This window comes from Bacillus pacificus, assembly GCF_020861345.1.
GTDB classification, from domain to species: Bacteria; Bacillota; Bacilli; order Bacillales; family Bacillaceae_G; genus Bacillus_A; species Bacillus_A pacificus.
This window is the reverse complement of record NZ_CP086328.1, coordinates 758617-774617: the sequence shown is the minus strand read 5'-3', so window position 1 is coordinate 774617 and position 16001 is coordinate 758617. Positions and strand designations below refer to the sequence as shown.

Annotated in this window: 15 protein-coding genes and 2 other annotated features; all 15 genes read right to left on the bottom strand. The window is 36.5% G+C overall.

Translation table 11 applies throughout. From position 1 onward, the window contains the following. Nucleotides 1–18: 18 nt before the first annotated feature. Nucleotides 19–510, bottom strand: coding sequence for a dUTP diphosphatase (locus LMD38_RS04060; RefSeq protein ID WP_000365050.1), 492 nt, complete (start codon nt 508–510; stop codon nt 19–21). Nucleotides 511–979: 469 nt separating this feature from the next. Further along, on the bottom strand, nt 980–1336 hold the full coding sequence (gene rplT, locus LMD38_RS04055; protein WP_001138362.1) for a 50S ribosomal protein L20: 357 nt from the start codon (nt 1334–1336) through the stop codon (nt 980–982). Nucleotides 1337–1373: 37 nt separating this feature from the next. Next, entirely contained in the window at nt 1374–1574 is a 201-nt protein-coding gene (rpmI, locus tag LMD38_RS04050) for a 50S ribosomal protein L35 (RefSeq protein WP_001125945.1), read from the bottom strand. A 21-nt stretch (nt 1575–1595) separates the two neighbouring features. Next, on the bottom strand, nt 1596–2099 hold the full coding sequence (gene infC, locus LMD38_RS04045; RefSeq protein WP_000973214.1) for a translation initiation factor IF-3: 504 nt from the start codon (nt 2097–2099) through the stop codon (nt 1596–1598). Nucleotides 2100–2161: 62 nt separating this feature from the next. Next, nucleotides 2162–2282: a sequence feature (ribosomal protein L20 leader region), on the bottom strand. A gap of 210 nt (nt 2283–2492) precedes the next feature. Further along, nucleotides 2493–4430 carry a threonine--tRNA ligase gene (gene thrS / locus LMD38_RS04040; protein ID WP_000786083.1) on the bottom strand — a complete coding sequence of 646 codons (1938 nt, stop codon included), beginning with the start codon at nt 4428–4430 and terminating at the stop codon, nt 2493–2495. 47 nt (nt 4431–4477) lie between these two features. Then, nucleotides 4478–4706, bottom strand: a binding site (T-box leader). A 31-nt stretch (nt 4707–4737) separates the two neighbouring features. After that, complete coding sequence (gene ytxC, locus LMD38_RS04035; RefSeq protein ID WP_061183850.1) at nt 4738–5619, bottom strand: putative sporulation protein YtxC; 882 nt, start codon at nt 5617–5619, stop codon at nt 4738–4740. Between the two features lie 280 nt (nt 5620–5899). Next, nucleotides 5900–6838: a primosomal protein DnaI gene (gene dnaI, locus LMD38_RS04030; RefSeq protein WP_000400101.1), complete on the bottom strand. Its 939-nt coding sequence runs from the start codon at nt 6836–6838 to the stop codon at nt 5900–5902. Between the two features lie 33 nt (nt 6839–6871). Beyond that, the gene (locus LMD38_RS04025; protein ID WP_016718640.1) at nt 6872–8278 is read right to left on the bottom strand and encodes a replication initiation and membrane attachment family protein; all 1407 of its coding nucleotides are present in this window, start codon (nt 8276–8278) and stop codon (nt 6872–6874) included. 127 nt (nt 8279–8405) lie between these two features. Then, nucleotides 8406–8867: a transcriptional regulator NrdR gene (gene nrdR, locus LMD38_RS04020; RefSeq protein WP_001203687.1), complete on the bottom strand. Its 462-nt coding sequence runs from the start codon at nt 8865–8867 to the stop codon at nt 8406–8408. Between the two features lie 285 nt (nt 8868–9152). Further along, nucleotides 9153–9536: an adenosylmethionine decarboxylase gene (gene speD / locus LMD38_RS04015; protein ID WP_002003660.1), complete on the bottom strand. Its 384-nt coding sequence runs from the start codon at nt 9534–9536 to the stop codon at nt 9153–9155. A gap of 387 nt (nt 9537–9923) precedes the next feature. Then, entirely contained in the window at nt 9924–10952 is a 1029-nt protein-coding gene (locus LMD38_RS04010) for a glyceraldehyde-3-phosphate dehydrogenase (protein WP_000198972.1), read from the bottom strand. Between the two features lie 109 nt (nt 10953–11061). Then, entirely contained in the window at nt 11062–11664 is a 603-nt protein-coding gene (gene coaE, locus LMD38_RS04005) for a dephospho-CoA kinase (protein WP_000219318.1), read from the bottom strand. Between the two features lie 51 nt (nt 11665–11715). Further along, nucleotides 11716–12348 (bottom strand): sporulation membrane protein YtaF, encoded by a 633-nt coding sequence (ytaF, locus tag LMD38_RS04000; RefSeq protein ID WP_000281752.1) that lies wholly within the window; start codon nt 12346–12348, stop codon nt 11716–11718. A gap of 72 nt (nt 12349–12420) precedes the next feature. Continuing rightward, complete coding sequence (gene mutM, locus LMD38_RS03995; RefSeq protein ID WP_001114498.1) at nt 12421–13251, bottom strand: DNA-formamidopyrimidine glycosylase; 831 nt, start codon at nt 13249–13251, stop codon at nt 12421–12423. 12 nt (nt 13252–13263) lie between these two features. Next, nucleotides 13264–15897: a DNA polymerase I gene (gene polA, locus LMD38_RS03990; protein WP_062821911.1), complete on the bottom strand. Its 2634-nt coding sequence runs from the start codon at nt 15895–15897 to the stop codon at nt 13264–13266. Between the last annotated feature and the right edge of the window lie 104 nt (nt 15898–16001).

The window sequence follows — 16001 nt, the reverse complement described above, 5'->3', positions numbered from 1 at the left end:
AAATATTCAAAAATTAACTTAGTATCCTTGTGTTTGACGCTGATGATTTACTTCGTTTTTATCTAAATATGCCTTTTCAATCTCTTCTTGTTCAAACTCAAGCGCTTGTCCTAGTCGAAGGTAGCTTGTAAATAATTCAATATAGTTCGTAATAGATGGTTGATCTGTAAAACGAATTACCTTCGCATATGTGTCTAAGAAAATTTCTACTTGTGTTTTATTCGTCTGTGCACACTTATAGAATAGGAAGTTTTTATCAATACCTAAATCAATTCCGATTGATAAAATAAAATGTAAACCATCTACGTATTCTTCTAGTATGACTTCACGTTCTGATGCTGGTTTGTTGCTCCAATATTTAAAACAACGTGTTTCATTTGCAAGTTCTCCAATTTCTACAAGAAGAGCTAACATTTTCTCTTTTAACAATTTTTTCGGTTGTAAGTCATGTTCTTTCGCAATACGGTCATCTAATTCTTTTTGTAATTTAAATAGTTGTAGTAAGTCCACTCTATTGTCCTCCTCCAACATCGCATGTTACGCAACAATGTTGTTTCATTTCAAAGTTCATTATTATTTTTCATTTCTTATTAATAAGTAAGCCATTTACCTCTTTACAAAATAGCTTGTCCTTAATTTACAAATACGTTTCAATCATCACGATTAGATTGTTCACTCCGATTGGTGATAGGTAATCATTATCTGTGTATTGTCCACTAATGAAAATGTTATTTTATCTGATGAAAGTTCCATATCATCTTTCCATTATAGCAGTGTCGTTTCACCTAGGAAAGATACTCTTCTTTCCAAAGGGGCATAATAAAAAAAAGCCAGAAGGATTCTCCTGACTTCATATGTATATTCTTCTATATTGCTATAGCTTTTATATAGGTTTTGTCATATCAATAACGACATCTCTCTCTTTGTATACAAATAAAAAACCTTAGAAGAAAATTCTCCTAAGGTTTCAACTAATTAATTAGTTAATGTTGTTTTTTGCAACTGTTGCTAATTCAGCGAAAGCTTTTTCGTCATGAACAGCTAAGTCAGCAAGCATCTTGCGGTTAACTTCGATGCCAGCATTTTTAAGACCGTGCATTAAGCGGCTGTAAGAAAGACCATTCATACGAGCTGCTGCGTTGATACGTGTAATCCATAATTTACGGAAGTCACGTTTCTTTTGACGGCGGTCACGGAATGCATACATTAGAGATTTCATAACCTGTTGGTTAGCAACCTTGAATAATGTATTTTTTGAACCGTAGTAACCTTTTGCTAATTTAATTACTTTTTTACGACGTTGACGAGTAACTGTACCACCTTTTACTCTTGGCATAATATTACCTCCTAATTGTTCTATATATCAGCCGAACTTATTTTAAGTTGTCAAGCATTTGACGAATGCGTTTGAAGTCACCAGCGCTTACTACACCAGCTTTACGTAGTTTACGTTTAGCTTTTGTAGATTTGTTAGCGAATAAATGGCTTGTGTAAGCGTGAGAACGTTTCAGTTTACCTGATCCAGTCTTTTTGAAACGCTTTGCAGCGCCGCGATGAGTTTTTTGTTTAGGCATAGGTATTTCCTCCTCTATCTATTACTTATCGTTTTTCGGTGCTAAAACTAAGAACATACTGCGTCCTTCCATTTTAGGCTTAGATTCGATTGTACTAACTTCAGCACAAGCTTCTGAGAAGCGATCTAAAACACGTTGACCGATTTCTTTATGAGTAATGGCACGTCCTTTAAAGCGAATTGACGCTTTAACCTTGTCGCCTTTCTCTAAAAACTTGATAGCATTACGAAGTTTTGTGTTAAAGTCGTGTTCATCAATTGTTGGACTTAAACGTACTTCTTTCATGCTAATTACTTTTTGATTTTTGCGCTGTTCTTTTTCTTTCTTCTGTTGCTCAAAGCGGAATTTACCGTAGTCCATAATGCGGCATACTGGCGGTTTCGCATTTGGAGCAACTAATACTAAATCAAGATTAAGATTTGCAGCTAAGTCTAAAGCGTCATTACGAGACTTGATTCCAAGTTGATCGCCATTTGCACCAACTAAACGTACTTCACGTGCACGAATTTGCTCGTTAATCATCATATCCTTGCTAATAGTAAGCCACCTCCAAGGTTTTCTCAGAACATAGTTTGTAGTCATAGAACCCGACAAAAAAAGTGCGGGCATACGACACCCACACTTGTAAAATCTTAAGTAAGAAATACATTTACCTGTAAACTGCGAATGCGTCCATCAGGTGAGAAGCGGGTGCTTCTACTTGTTCCACAAAACAATATTCTATTATCCTTGATGAGTTTATCATAGGACATGACGTCTGTCAAGAAGACGCGATGTGTTTTACTAACAACAAGAAATATTGTAACAAACAACTAACATACTTGCAATACTTTTTTACGATAAGTGTTACATGGTTTTTTTTTCTAATTTTCCTTACTCATATTACATAGAAAAGCCGCGGTATACCGCGGCTTTTTCTTATCGTTTTCCTTCTACTTTAATCATATCAACAAAAGCATCTAATGCGATTGTTTCTGATTTTTGTTCACCGTATTTACGTACGTTTACGCCGTTTTCAGTTACTTCATTGTCACCTACTACAAGCATGTACGGAATTTTTTGCATTTGTGCTTCACGGATTTTGTAACCAATTTTCTCTTCACGAGTATCTAATTCAACACGGATACCAGCACGACGCAATTCATCTTGTACTTTCTTCGCGTAGTCTAAATGTACTTGCGGAGAAACTGGAATTACTTGTACTTGAACTGGAGCTAACCAAGTTGGGAATGCACCTTTGTATTCTTCAATTAAGAAGGCTACGAAACGTTCCATAGTAGATACAACACCACGGTGAATTACAACTGGACGATGTTGTTTACCGTCTTCACCAACGTAAGATAGTTCAAAGCGTTCTGGAAGTAAGAAGTCTAATTGTACAGTTGAAAGTGTTTCGTCTTTTCCAAGAGCAGTACGAACTTGAACGTCAAGTTTTGGACCGTAGAATGCCGCTTCACCTTCAGCCTCATAGTAATCAAGACCCATTTCATCCATAGCTTCTTTTAACATACCTTGTGCTTTTTCCCACATCTCATCATCAGCATAGTACTTTTTAGTATCTGCTGGGTCGCGATAAGATAGACGGAATGAGTAGTTCTCTAAACCGAAATCTTTGTACACTTCTAGCGTTAAGTTTACAACACGTTTTAATTCTTCTTTAATTTGATCTGGGCGTACGAAAATGTGCGCATCGTTTAAAGTCATTCCGCGTACACGTTGTAATCCAGATAACGCACCTGACATTTCATAGCGGTGCATTGTTCCAAGTTCCGCAATACGGATTGGTAATTCACGGTAGCTGTGAATATCGTTTTTATAAACCATCATGTGGTGAGGACAGTTCATTGGACGAAGAACTAACTCTTCATTATCCATTTCCATTGATGGGAACATACCATCACGGTAGTGGTTCCAGTGACCAGAAGTTTCATAAAGCTCTCTGCTTCCTAGTACTGGAGTGTATACGTGATCATAGCCTAAGCTTGCTTCTTTATCAACGATGTAACGCTCGATAATGCGGCGGATTGTTGCACCCTTTGGTAACCAAAGTGGTAAACCTTGTCCTACTTTTTGGCTATTAGTAAATAGTTTTAATTCTTTACCTAATTTACGGTGATCGCGCTCTTTCGCTTCTTCAAGCATACGTAAGTGCTCATCTAATTCTGCTTTCTTAACGAATGCAGTACCATAAATACGTTGTAGCATTTTATTATTGCTATCACCGCGCCAGTAAGCACCTGCAACGCTTAATAATTTAAATACTTTAATTTTCCCTGTAGATGGAAGGTGAACACCACGGCAAAGGTCGAAGAATTCGCCTTGCTCATAGATTGAAATAACTGCATCTTCTGGAAGATCGTTAATTAAATCTAATTTTAACTCATCGCCGATTTCTTCAAAACGACGAATTGCTTCTGCACGTGGTACTTCATGACGAACGATTTCTAAGTTCTCGTTCACAATCTTTTGCATTTCTTTTTCGATTTTCTTGAAGTCTTCAACTGTAATTGCTTCTTCCATATCAATATCGTAGTAGAAGCCATTTTCAATTACTGGACCAATGCCAAGCTCAACCTTAACATCTTTATATAAACGTTTTAACGCTTGCGCTAAAAGGTGAGCTGTTGAGTGGCGTAAAATATATAAGCCATCTTCAGAATCTAATGTAATGATAGAAACTGCACCATCTTCTTCGATTGGTGTAACAAGATCGATCATCTCATCATTTAATTTTCCAGCCACAGCTTTTTTCTTTAAGCCTGGGCTAATAGAAGCTGCGATTTCTTCAGTTGTTACGCCTTTTGGAAACTCCTTCACAGCTCCATCAGGGAAAGTAATTTTAACTACATCTGCCATCACTGGTCACTCCTCTTTTTCTCAAAATAAAAAACACTCATCCCGTAAAAAGGGACGAGTGTTGAATTCGTGGTTCCACCCTTGTTCCAATTAACATAATTGTTAATTGCTCAAGTTCAACATAACGGTGTTGTCCGTTAGCAATTACTAGAAAAACCGTTCACTGCTAAAGTTTAGAGGTGGTAAGTAATAATCCCGTACTAGGAAGCTCACACCCTAAGGCTTCCCTCTCTGAAAATCGTAGAAAACTACTCATGTCCTCATCATGACATTTCAATATATTTCATTTATGTAGGTAATTATATGCTCAAAAACTTAGAAAATCAAGGGCGTTACCTTTATTTTTTAAATTTTTCACATTGCGCTCAAACTCATGTAATCCATGTAATTGTACCCGTTCTTGAAATACATTTCGCAAAGTAATAATCATATTATGATCTTGTTCCTTCGTATATAAATAAATTTTTTTCGGCGAAATAGAAAGAAGTGGTGCAATTACTTTCGTATCAATATATACATCCTTTTGTTTTAATAAGTCTTCATCTATATATTGAACCAATTTCTCTTGTTTTAAACGTCTACCTTTATCATCATAGAAAATAAAACTTTCATCAAAAATAAGATGGACACATGACAAACGTGATTTCCGGCTACGAACTTGTTGCCGGAGCGTTTCAATAAACATTTGATATTCTTGTTCTAACTTATACTCATCAATTGCCACTTCAGCAAGCTTAGCTACCATTTCCCTATATGTACGAAGACGAAAGCGAACATATGATGAAAACGAGAATGAAAGTGGATCACAAAGCCAGTTATTTAAAGAGGATTTAATATATGATTCAAATGTGTGACGTGTTAATTCACGAGCAATTCCTTTTCTTCTCCCTTTTAAAATCTCTTGTGCCATATGCAATATTTGATGACACTCTTCCTCTTCTTCATAAAAAAACTTCTCTTTTAAGATTGTATATATCCACTCATTTTGTTTCACATTCACAATGAAATATACCATTACCGGCAATAAAATCTTTTCAATATAATTTGATTCACATACTGGTATGTGAATCACCACTTTTTGTTTCTGTAAATACACACTCGTTTCCTTATATAACAGTTCCGCTCTTTTCAGTAGTTGTCTATATACATGCATAGCATCATTTTTTTCTTCGAAGCAAATTTCAATCACTTTTGTCCCCCCTTTTATCCCTGCTCTAAAGGACTGTATCTATACGTTACAAATCCTATAAGAGTCCGTCCCGCGTGAAAGTTCACTCTTAGTAGAATTACATTTCCTATCGTTAGAAAATCCACTCGATATGGCTTGCTAATTTTATATATATTAAGGGAGGGAGAAAAAAATGATACAAGCTACTAGGAATTTTCAATAAGAACTTTTCATTTTATCATTCGACTACTTTAAAAAGCGTTTAACTACGAAAAAAAGAGCAAGCTTCTCAGCTTACTCTTTACTTATGACGACGGTTTTTCCCGCCAATTGGAATTGGTTTCGCTAAATATTTAATTCGCTCCATAATACGAGCTGCTTTCATTTCTTCCGCTTCACCGCGCTGCGTATATGTTAAATGATGTTCTAGCTGTTTAAAATCAAAGTTAGACGTAAAGAACGTCGGTAAGTTTTCTAACATACGGAATTGCAAAATTGCACCGAGTACATCATCACGCACAAAGCTTGACATCGCTTCTGCTCCAATATCATCTAACATTAAAACTTGTACGCGTTTCACCGCATCAATCTTTTCCCCAATTGAATTATCTTGAATCGAACTTTTAATTTCACGTAGAAATTCAGGGAAGTATACGAGCATCGAACTTATTTTCTTTCGAGCAAGCTCATTCGCAATTGCTCCTAACAAATACGTTTTCCCTACACCAAATTTACCGTACAAATATAAACCTTGTACTTTTTTACCAGGTTCATATGTACTTAAAAACTCATTAGCTGCACCAATCGCATCAATACGCGCATCTAAATCTGAAGGGTCTAAGTTTTCCATCGTTGCTTGTAAAATATCAGTTGGCATATATACACTTTGAACGAGCTTTTCATATTTCTTCCTCTCGTCATATGCTACTTTTCTAACACAACGATCATATTGAATATCAATCATCTTCCCTTGGATAACGAGCTTTGGCTCATATCCTTGCAGCATGTTTTTACACGAACCTAGATCCGGACAATCCGCGCAACCTACACTTTGTCCAATATATTCGTATAATTTCACAAGACTGCGTTCAATCATAGACGTTGTTACTTCCCCTTTATGTTCGTCTATAAATTCTTTCACACGCGGATGTGCCATTACTTCCGCCTTTAATACTTCATATCTATTTTTAAAATTTTCATTTTCCATTAACTTTGCAAATGAATTTTGAATATGCTCCATTTTCTCACCTCAAAGAGCGTTCATTCTCTTCTATTAATCACGCTTATATTTTTTTAACACTTCTTCTAATCGTTTTCGTTCGTCCTCTAACGTACTTGCACCTTTTTCAGCACTTACATCTTTTTTCACAGTTTCTTTCTCTTGTTCTTTCGGCTCTTCTTTCAGCCAATCTGGTACCATTTCTTTTCGTACTGTTTTCTTGGATGTACGACCTTTCTTCTTCGTCTCAGCCCATTCTTGATATTGACGATTTTCTTCTTTCGCTAATGCCATTGCTTCAGCAACTGTACCGACCTTTTTACGTGCCCAATGTCCCGCAATCTTCTCCACATACGTTTTCGCAAGTTTCATATCTGAGCGTAGCATAACGTAATAAATAAGTACATTCACAACACCTGGTGTTAACTTTTGATTCATCATTACATCTTCAACAATTTGCAAGTCAGCCTTCGTCGCCTCTGCACCGCCAGAGATTTCTTTCAATAGTTGCTTTGGTGAGATTTCCTCTAACTGTTTGATTAACATCTCTTCTTGCGATGTAGGCTCTTTTTCTTTCATCATACGTGCAGCGTGAGGCTGTACTCTTTCACTTAATACAGGTAACGCTTGACCGTTTTCGAACTGATACCAATCACGCGCTCCTTTTCTAAGCCTTTCGATATCAATTGTCTGCATCTCTGTCACCGCACCAAGAACGATATTTTGCATCGATAACACATCTACATCATACACGTAAGCAAGTGTAATGACACATTCTCGCACTTGATCTGTAATCGCCTTTTTAGGAACAAGAGCGGACAAGCCGTCTACAAATAAGGAGAAATCAAAGAAATCATTCCAAACTTTTGGAGCATCTCCCTTTTCATTACTTGGCATAACTGTCGCTTTTGGAATACGAAGATCTTCTTGCGCATGCTCAAGCTGTCCTGGATTAAACGAACCAAATACATCATTAAAAGAACGCGTAACATTTTCATACGATACAAAATCAAATTCTTCTTCTAAGAAATATTGTTTTACTTGATTATATTTTGTCCGACTCAATCGATTGTATAAAAAAATACTTAAAACAATATCATCAAAAAACTGCTTCGGGGATAAAGGTGGTTGCAGCTCATATATAAACATTCGAATATCTTTTTCTTTCTTAATATATACTTTTAAAAGCCCAATTGCTTCTAACTTTACTCGTTCCTCATACACTTCGGGAAGTTGCATTTGCATGGTCACCATAAGGGAATGGTGCGTATTCTCTTTTCCAAACACACGATCTTGCTCTAACTCTCCCCATAGCGTCATGTACAAGCTAAAAGCTCTACTACCTATTAACGGCTGATATAACATCGTTAACACTTTTCGGTCGTAATTATGCAGTAACCCTTTCGCACTTACTTTATAACGATCAATCGGCAATAGCTCCATCCATGACTGTTTTTCCATTCTTGCTTTTCCTTTCTCTCATCCAATCTTCACTATATAATTTATTAGCGAAAAAGAGCTATTAGCTTTCGCTTCTAGCTCTCTTATCTCATTATTTACGGTATGTAAAGAGAATACAATACAGATTCTACTCTCTTTCTTTTTGCAGTATATCTTTTAATTCTTCAATAAATACATTTAAATCTTTAAATTGGCGATATACAGAAGCAAAACGCACGTAAGCAACATCATCGATATCACGTAGTTCTTCCATAACAATTTCACCAATCATATCACTTTTCACTTCTGATATACCTAAATTACGAAGTTCACGTTCCACACTTTGAGTTACTTCTTCTAATTGTCTTAAAGATACTGGTCTTTTTTCGCACGCTTTAATTAAGCCGCGTAAAATCTTTTCTTTATTAAACTCTTCTCGTGTTCCTTCTTTTTTTACAACGATAAGAGGTGACTCTTCCACTCTTTCAAATGTCGTAAAGCGGCTTAAACAGCTTTCACACTCTCTCCTTCTTCGAATAGAGCGCCCCTCGTCTACCGGACGCGAATCTAACACTCTTGTACCATTATGAGAACAGGATGGACAACGCAATATATTCACTCCTTTACACTATACTCTTTATTTTTCTCTACTTACTTCATCTGACAATATATATACAGTATTATATAACTCATTCTAACTCTCTTACCACTTTAAGTTTAAACGCATTATGTTATCATCTCGGTTCCAAAAATAAGATGCTAGAATAGGGCGTTAACTTATTCGCAAGAGCTCAATTCATTCAACTAACGAGTACGTCATATTTTTCCTTTTTTTCAAACTAAAAAAGAGGTGCATTATACACCTCTTTACATTTTAAATCAATTATGTTCTTTTTTAAAGAGCTTTTGTTTCTCTCTGCTTAATTTCGAAGCTACCAGTGCCTCGAGGAAGCTCGATGCTCTCACGCGTTTTCGCGTTTAAACCTTCTGCAATATATTCTGCAGCAACATTTGGATCAATACGATCCCCACAAGTATAAACATCAATACTCGCGTAACCGTGCTCCGGAAAGCTATGAATTGTTAAATGTGATTCCGAGATAATTACTACTCCACTTACACCTTGTGGTGCAAATTTATGGAAAGCCACCTCACGCACTTCAGCACCAGCTCTTAGTGCTGCATCCACAAATAATTGTTCAATATACGGCATGTCATTAAGCTTGTCGAAATCGCAATCCCAAAGTTCAGCGATCACGTGACGACCCATCGTATCCATAGTATCCATTCTACAGTTCCCCCTTGTAAATTTATTCTAACTGTTCGAATTGAAAACTAATTTGCAATTTGGCTTGCTCCACTACCACGGGGGAAAGTTAGTCCAGAGAGGTCCTAACCCTTTAAGTAGTGACTACGTACCTCAGCTCTTAAGTTTACGAGTGTTAGTATACTTTGTTTATTTTCATTTTGCAACAACAGTTTTTTCGATTTTCTGTCATATTTTCCTCTTTACTTTTCCCTAAAAAAAATAAATGATTCACGAATACAGTAACCTCAACGTTTCGTGGTATGTCCACTTCTAAAAATATACTTATATAATTTTTTTCCTTTTCAGAAAAAAATAAAAAAAAGAGGGCAAATATTCACTTGCCCTCCCCTTATTCAATTAAATATGTTGTACATTTTCTTGTTTCGCTAATTCATCCACAACTAACGTTACAAGATCTACAACACGACGAGAGTAGCCCCACTCGTTATCATACCAAGCAAGTACTTTCACTTTACGATCACCCATTACCATTGTAGATAAACCATCAATAATAGCTGAGTGTGTATTTGTATTAAAGTCAATAGATACTAAAGGCTCTTCGCTAAATTCTACAATGCCTTTTAACGCACCGTTTGCAACAGTTTTGAATGCATCGTTAATAGCTTCTACTGTCACATCGCGTTTTACATCTACTACTAAGTCAACAAGAGACACGTTTGGTGTCGGTACACGAAGTGCCATACCATGAAGTTTTCCATTTAAATGTGGAAGAACTTTTGCTAGCGCTTTCGCAGCACCTGTCGTTGTCGGAATAATTGATTGTCCGCAAGCACGTGCTCTTCTTAAATCTTTATGTGGGTTATCAATATTTTTTTGGTCATTTGTATAAGCGTGAACTGTCGTCATTAAACCGTTTTCAATTCCGAACTGCTCATCTAACACCTTCACAACAGGCGCTAAACAGTTTGTTGTACAAGATGCATTTGAAATAACAGTATGCTTTGTAATATCTAATTGGTCTTCGTTCACACCTACTACAATTGTTACATCTTCATTTTTACCAGGCGCTGTTAAAATAACTTTTTTCGCTCCAGCTTCAACGTGAAGAATTGCTTTTTCTTTTGAATTAAATTTACCAGTTGCTTCAATTACAACTTCAACACCTAAATCTGTCCAAGGCAATTCCTTTGGATCGCGGTTGTTTAAAAGGCGAATCATTTTCCCATCAACTAATAAGTGATCTTCAAATGCTTCTACTGTTCCGTCAAACTTGCCGTGAACTGTATCATATTTAATTAAATGTGCTAACGTTTCAGATGGATAGCTTGCATTGATTGCTACAATTTCGAATGCGCTTTCTTTTATTGCCTGACGAAATACCATTCTCCCAATACGTCCAAATCCATTAATTGCCACACGAGTCATAATATGTTATCCCCCTTGAATGCGTTATACTATTTATCTCCAATCCCAATAATAGTATAACACAAAAAGGGGATATGTCACTAAGCATTTTCATTAATTTCACAATTTTTTAGTCAATAATGTTCCAATTCTTTAAAATCACCTGTAATTGTGTTTTCGTTCCCATAATTGTGCCATCATTATTTATCACTTCATCTGCACGTTTCACTTTTTCTTCTAACGGCATTTGAGATTGAATACGAGCTGTTGCTTCTTCTTCTGAAAAATCGTTTCGCTTCATTAAACGTTCTAATTGCGTACGTGGCTTAACTGCTACAACTAAAACGCGGTCAACGAGACTTGTTAATTTACTTTCAAATAAGAGAGGAATATCTAACACAACCGCTTGCATACCTTCTTTTATGTACATTTCCTTTTGCCTATTCATTTCCTCACGCACTGCAGGATGAACAATTTTGTTTAACTGCAATCGTTTCTCTTCATTATAAAAAACGACACTTCCTAATTTCGGCCGATCCAGTTCCCCATCTTCTTGTAATACTTCCGTTCCAAACACTTCTACAATTTTGTTATATGCTGGCTTTCCTCGTTCTACAACTTCTCGTGCAATAATATCTGCATCAATAACTGGTATACTGAGCTCGCGAAACATTTGAGATACTGTACTTTTTCCGCTTGCAATACCTCCCGTTAATCCAATTACTACTGTCATCATACCCCTCCTCATAATAAAAGGCGCGAAACTAATGTTCCACGCCCGTACTTACATTTTCCAAATTCCAATAATAATGAGTAATACTCCAGGCAGGAATGTAAATTTTTGCAACCATTTCATATTTGATAAAACCGTTCCAAGTTTCATTCCAATAAATAAAAACAAAGAACTCATCACTGCAACTAATATCGCCATCATAGCGGGTGTATACCCTAATAAAGATGCACCAATTCCAGCACCGAATGAATCTACAGAAAGAGCGATACCAAGAAGCAATGCTTCTCCTGCAGAAATGGTGCCTGATTTATCGAAATCTGCTACAGTCGGTTTCCGTAAAATTTGAATGACTAACCCAAGCGAGGCAATCTCTAACTTCCAGACCTTCTCCTCTTGCTTCGGTTCTTCTTTTTTCTCACTTCGAAAAAATTGGTATAATACCCAAATTCCTATTCCAATAAGAACAAGCCCACCGATACGCGTTGCGATAACAGGTGAAAATACTTTCGCGATCATATGTCCAATTCCCATTGAAACAAGCATAACAGCCGCTGAACACATTCCGATAATTACAATTGATCTTAGTGGAATTCTTACGCTTCTTAAACCATATGTTAGCCCTACACTACAGCTATCTAAGCTTAATGTAAAAGCTAATAAAATAAGAGATAAATAAAGGTACATCGGTAAGCTCCTCCCTTATACATAGCTCTGCTGTATGTATATGACAAATGCCTATCCGATGTTATCTCTTTTCTATATTCTTGGCTGACAAATCGGGCAGTAATGCGTTCCTCTTCCGCCAACAACTGTTTTTTCTAATATCGTACCGCAAGTCACACACGGTTCTCCTTTTTTTCCATATACATTTAGAAGTTCTTGGAATGAGCCAATTTGCCCTTGTGAGTTAATATACGTTCGAATTGTACTTCCGCCACGTTTCACCGCTTCGCCTAACGTTGTAACAGTCGCCTCATAAATCCGCTCAATTTCTTCTGCTGTTAAAGACGACGCTTCTCGTTCTGGATGAATTTGAGAACGGAATAAAACTTCATCTACATATATATTTCCAAGCCCTACTAAAAGACGCTGGTCTAATAATACAACTTTTATTTTACGATTTGTCTTTTGCAATCTCTCTTGTAAATACTGTGGTGTCAATTCAGCATCAAATGGCTCTGGACCTAAGTCAGCAAGAGGCATTTGATTCATTTCCTCACCTTTTTTAAAGAGATGCATCGTACCGAACTTTCTCACATCTTTATAATGTAATTCAGTTCCATCTGTAAATAAGAAACGGACGTGCGTATGCTTATCAATTGGCTCATCCTCTTGATGCAGTAAAAATTTACCTTCCATACGCAAATGTGAAACAATGACATAATTCGTTACATATAAAAGCAAAAATTTTCCTCTTCGCTTTATATTTTCAATCGTCTCGCCTTTTAGCATTTCTTTAAAGATTTTTGCATCATCTGGACGTTTTACTATTTTGGGATAGGTAACAATGACATCTTCAATTGTTTTTCCTGTTACAAGATTTTCAAGTGTCCGTCTGACGTTTTCAACCTCTGGTAATTCAGGCATTTCATCACTTCCTTATTTTGCGTCGTACCAAGTTGGACCGTAAGAATAATCAACTTTCAGCGGAACTGCGAGTTCAATTGCATGCTCCATTACTTCTGGTACAAGCTTCTCTAATTTTTCAATTTCTTCTTTTGGTGCTTCAAATATTAATTCATCGTGTACTTGCAATAGAAGACGTGCTTGTAATCCTTCTTCTTCTAAACGATCTGCCATAATAATCATCGCTTTTTTAATAATATCTGCTGCAGTACCTTGAATTGGTGTATTCATAGCTGTACGCTCAGCAAAGCTACGCAAGTTGAAATTACGACTCGTAATTTCCGGAATGTAACGGCGGCGATTTAATAATGTAGCCACATACCCTTTTTGTTTCGCATCTTTTACGATGTCATCCATGTATTCTTGTACACCAGGGAAACTTTCTAAATACTTTTCAATAAATTCCGCTGCTGCTTTTCTTGTAATTCCTAAGTTTTGTGAAAGACCATAATCACTAATACCATACACAATTCCGAAGTTAACAGCTTTCGCTTGTCGTCTCATATTTGAAGTTACTTCATCTTTTTCAACGCCAAATACATCCATAGCTGTTTTCGTATGAATATCCATGTCATGTTGGAACGCTTCAACTAGCCCTTTATCATTTGCAATATGAGCTAATACACGAAGTTCAATTTGCGAATAATCTGCCGCGTACATAATCCATCCTTCTTCTGATGGAACGAATGCCTGACGAATCTTTCTTCCCTCTTCTAGTCGAATCGGGATATTTTGTAAGTTTGGATCCGTTGAACTTAATCGGCCCGTTTGCGTTAATACTTGATTGAAACGAGTATGGATTTTAGATGAATCTTCATGTACAACTTTTAATAACCCTTCAATATAAGTTGAATTTAGTTTCCCTAATTGACGGTAATGTAAAATGTTTGGAATAATTTCATGGTGATCCATCAGCTTGTCTAGTACATCAGCTGACGTAGAATAACCTGTTTTCGTCTTCTTAATAACCGGTAAGTTTAAATTCTCAAACAGAATAACACCAAGCTGCTTCGGTGAATTAATATTAAATTCTGTTCCCGCCAGCTTATAAATTTCCTGTTCCATCTCCTTTAATCTACCGGCAAGTTCTTCTCCCATATTACGAAGACGTTCTGTATCAACTTTTACACCTTTTACTTCCATATCAGCTAATACACGTGCAAGTGGTAATTCTAACTCTGTAAACAGTTCATATTGCTCATTCTTTTCTAACTCTTCAACGAACGTTTGCTTCACATCATATAATACATGCACTTTACGAGCTACATGCTCCGCTACTATCTCTAGCTCTGGAACAGCACGCTTCGCACCTTTTCCGTAAACTTCTTCATCGGATTTCACAGCATGCGTTTCTTTCATTTTCGCTACAGTGCGGAAATCTTTATCTGTATCAGCCGGATCAAGTAAATAAGCAGCAATTAATAGATCAAAGTCAATCCCTTGCACATCTATACCGTTCCATTTCAGTGCAACAATCGCACGCTTCGCATCAAATGTATACTTTCTCATTTCTCCATCCGCAAGCCACTCTTTAAAAGCATCTGACTTAAGAGCAATGTCTGTCTGAATAAAGTAACATCCATTTTCATTTTGAATACCGAAACCTTGAATATCTGCTTTATGATAATTATCTTCTTGTACTTCAACGATAAGCGCACTATCTTGTTGAAGCATTTCTTCTGTAACTTCTTCCACAATATCAAATGTAATATCATCTAATTCAGCTGGAGCCGTTTCTTCTGGCGTAACACCTAATTTATTTAAAAGAGATGTGAATCCTAAATTCTCGAACATTGGAATGACATCACTTGCTTCATACCCTTTATACTCCATATCATCCACATGCACAGTAATCGGCGCATCTGTAATAATCGTTGCAAGATCTTTACTCATAAGAGCTTGCTCTTTATTTGCTTCCAGCTTTTCTTTTAATTTCTTCCCGCTTACTTGATCTATATTTTCATACACTTCTTCAACTGTTCCAAACTGTGTTAACAATTTAATCGCCGTTTTTTCACCAACTCCTGGTACACCTGGAATATTATCTGATTGGTCTCCCATTAAGCCTTTCATATCGATAATTTGCTTTGGTGATAAGCTGTATTTCTCAAATAAAGCTTCTTTCGTATATTCATCTACTTCCGTAATCCCTTTTCTAGGAATGCATACAAGCGTGTTATCAGAAACAAGTTGAAGTAAATCTTTATCTCCTGAAATAACTTTTACACTAGCTCCTTGTTCACTCGCTTCTTTCGCTAGCGTTCCCATAATGTCATCCGCTTCATAATTTTCTAATTCATAACGCGGTACGTTGAATGCATCGAGCATCTCACGAATAAACGGGAATTGCTCTGATAACTCAGGTGGAGTCTTTTGACGTCCTCCTTTATACTCACTATATGTTTTATGACGGAATGTCGTTTTACCCGCATCAAATGCTACTAACATGTGCGTCGGTTTTTCTTCCTCTAATATTCTCATTAACATCATTGTAAAACCGTAAATTGCGTTCGTATGTATACCCTTGTCGTTATTTAAAAGCGGTAGTGCAAAGAAAGCACGATACGCGATATTATTACCATCTACTAATACGACCTTTTTTTCCAAATCAGAAACCTCCCCATACAAATTTGAAATGATTTTTTTCACAGAAAAAAACCGTTTCTTTCCTCTCTCTATATTAACATGACTAATAGAGAGAAGAAAAATAA

What these genes read in the sequence shown, in the direction of transcription:
- rplT (WP_001138362.1), bottom strand. Translation starts at nt 1,336, where the DNA reads ATGCCAAGAGTAAAAGGTGGTACAGTTACTCGTCAACGTCGTAAAAAA.
- rpmI (WP_001125945.1), bottom strand. Translation starts at nt 1,574, where the DNA reads ATGCCTAAACAAAAAACTCATCGCGGCGCTGCAAAGCGTTTCAAAAAG.
- infC (WP_000973214.1), bottom strand. Translation starts at nt 2,099, where the DNA reads ATGATGATTAACGAGCAAATTCGTGCACGTGAAGTACGTTTAGTTGGT.
- thrS (WP_000786083.1), bottom strand. Translation starts at nt 4,430, where the DNA reads ATGGCAGATGTAGTTAAAATTACTTTCCCTGATGGAGCTGTGAAGGAG.
- dnaI (WP_000400101.1), bottom strand. Translation starts at nt 6,838, where the DNA reads ATGGAGCATATTCAAAATTCATTTGCAAAGTTAATGGAAAATGAAAAT.
- LMD38_RS04025 (WP_016718640.1), bottom strand. Translation starts at nt 8,278, where the DNA reads ATGGAAAAACAGTCATGGATGGAGCTATTGCCGATTGATCGTTATAAA.
- speD (WP_002003660.1), bottom strand. Translation starts at nt 9,536, where the DNA reads ATGGATACGATGGGTCGTCACGTGATCGCTGAACTTTGGGATTGCGAT.
- LMD38_RS04010 (WP_000198972.1), bottom strand. Translation starts at nt 10,952, where the DNA reads ATGACTCGTGTGGCAATTAATGGATTTGGACGTATTGGGAGAATGGTA.
- coaE (WP_000219318.1), bottom strand. Translation starts at nt 11,664, where the DNA reads ATGACAGTAGTAATTGGATTAACGGGAGGTATTGCAAGCGGAAAAAGT.
- ytaF (WP_000281752.1), bottom strand. Translation starts at nt 12,348, where the DNA reads ATGTACCTTTATTTATCTCTTATTTTATTAGCTTTTACATTAAGCTTA.
- mutM (WP_001114498.1), bottom strand. Translation starts at nt 13,251, where the DNA reads ATGCCTGAATTACCAGAGGTTGAAAACGTCAGACGGACACTTGAAAAT.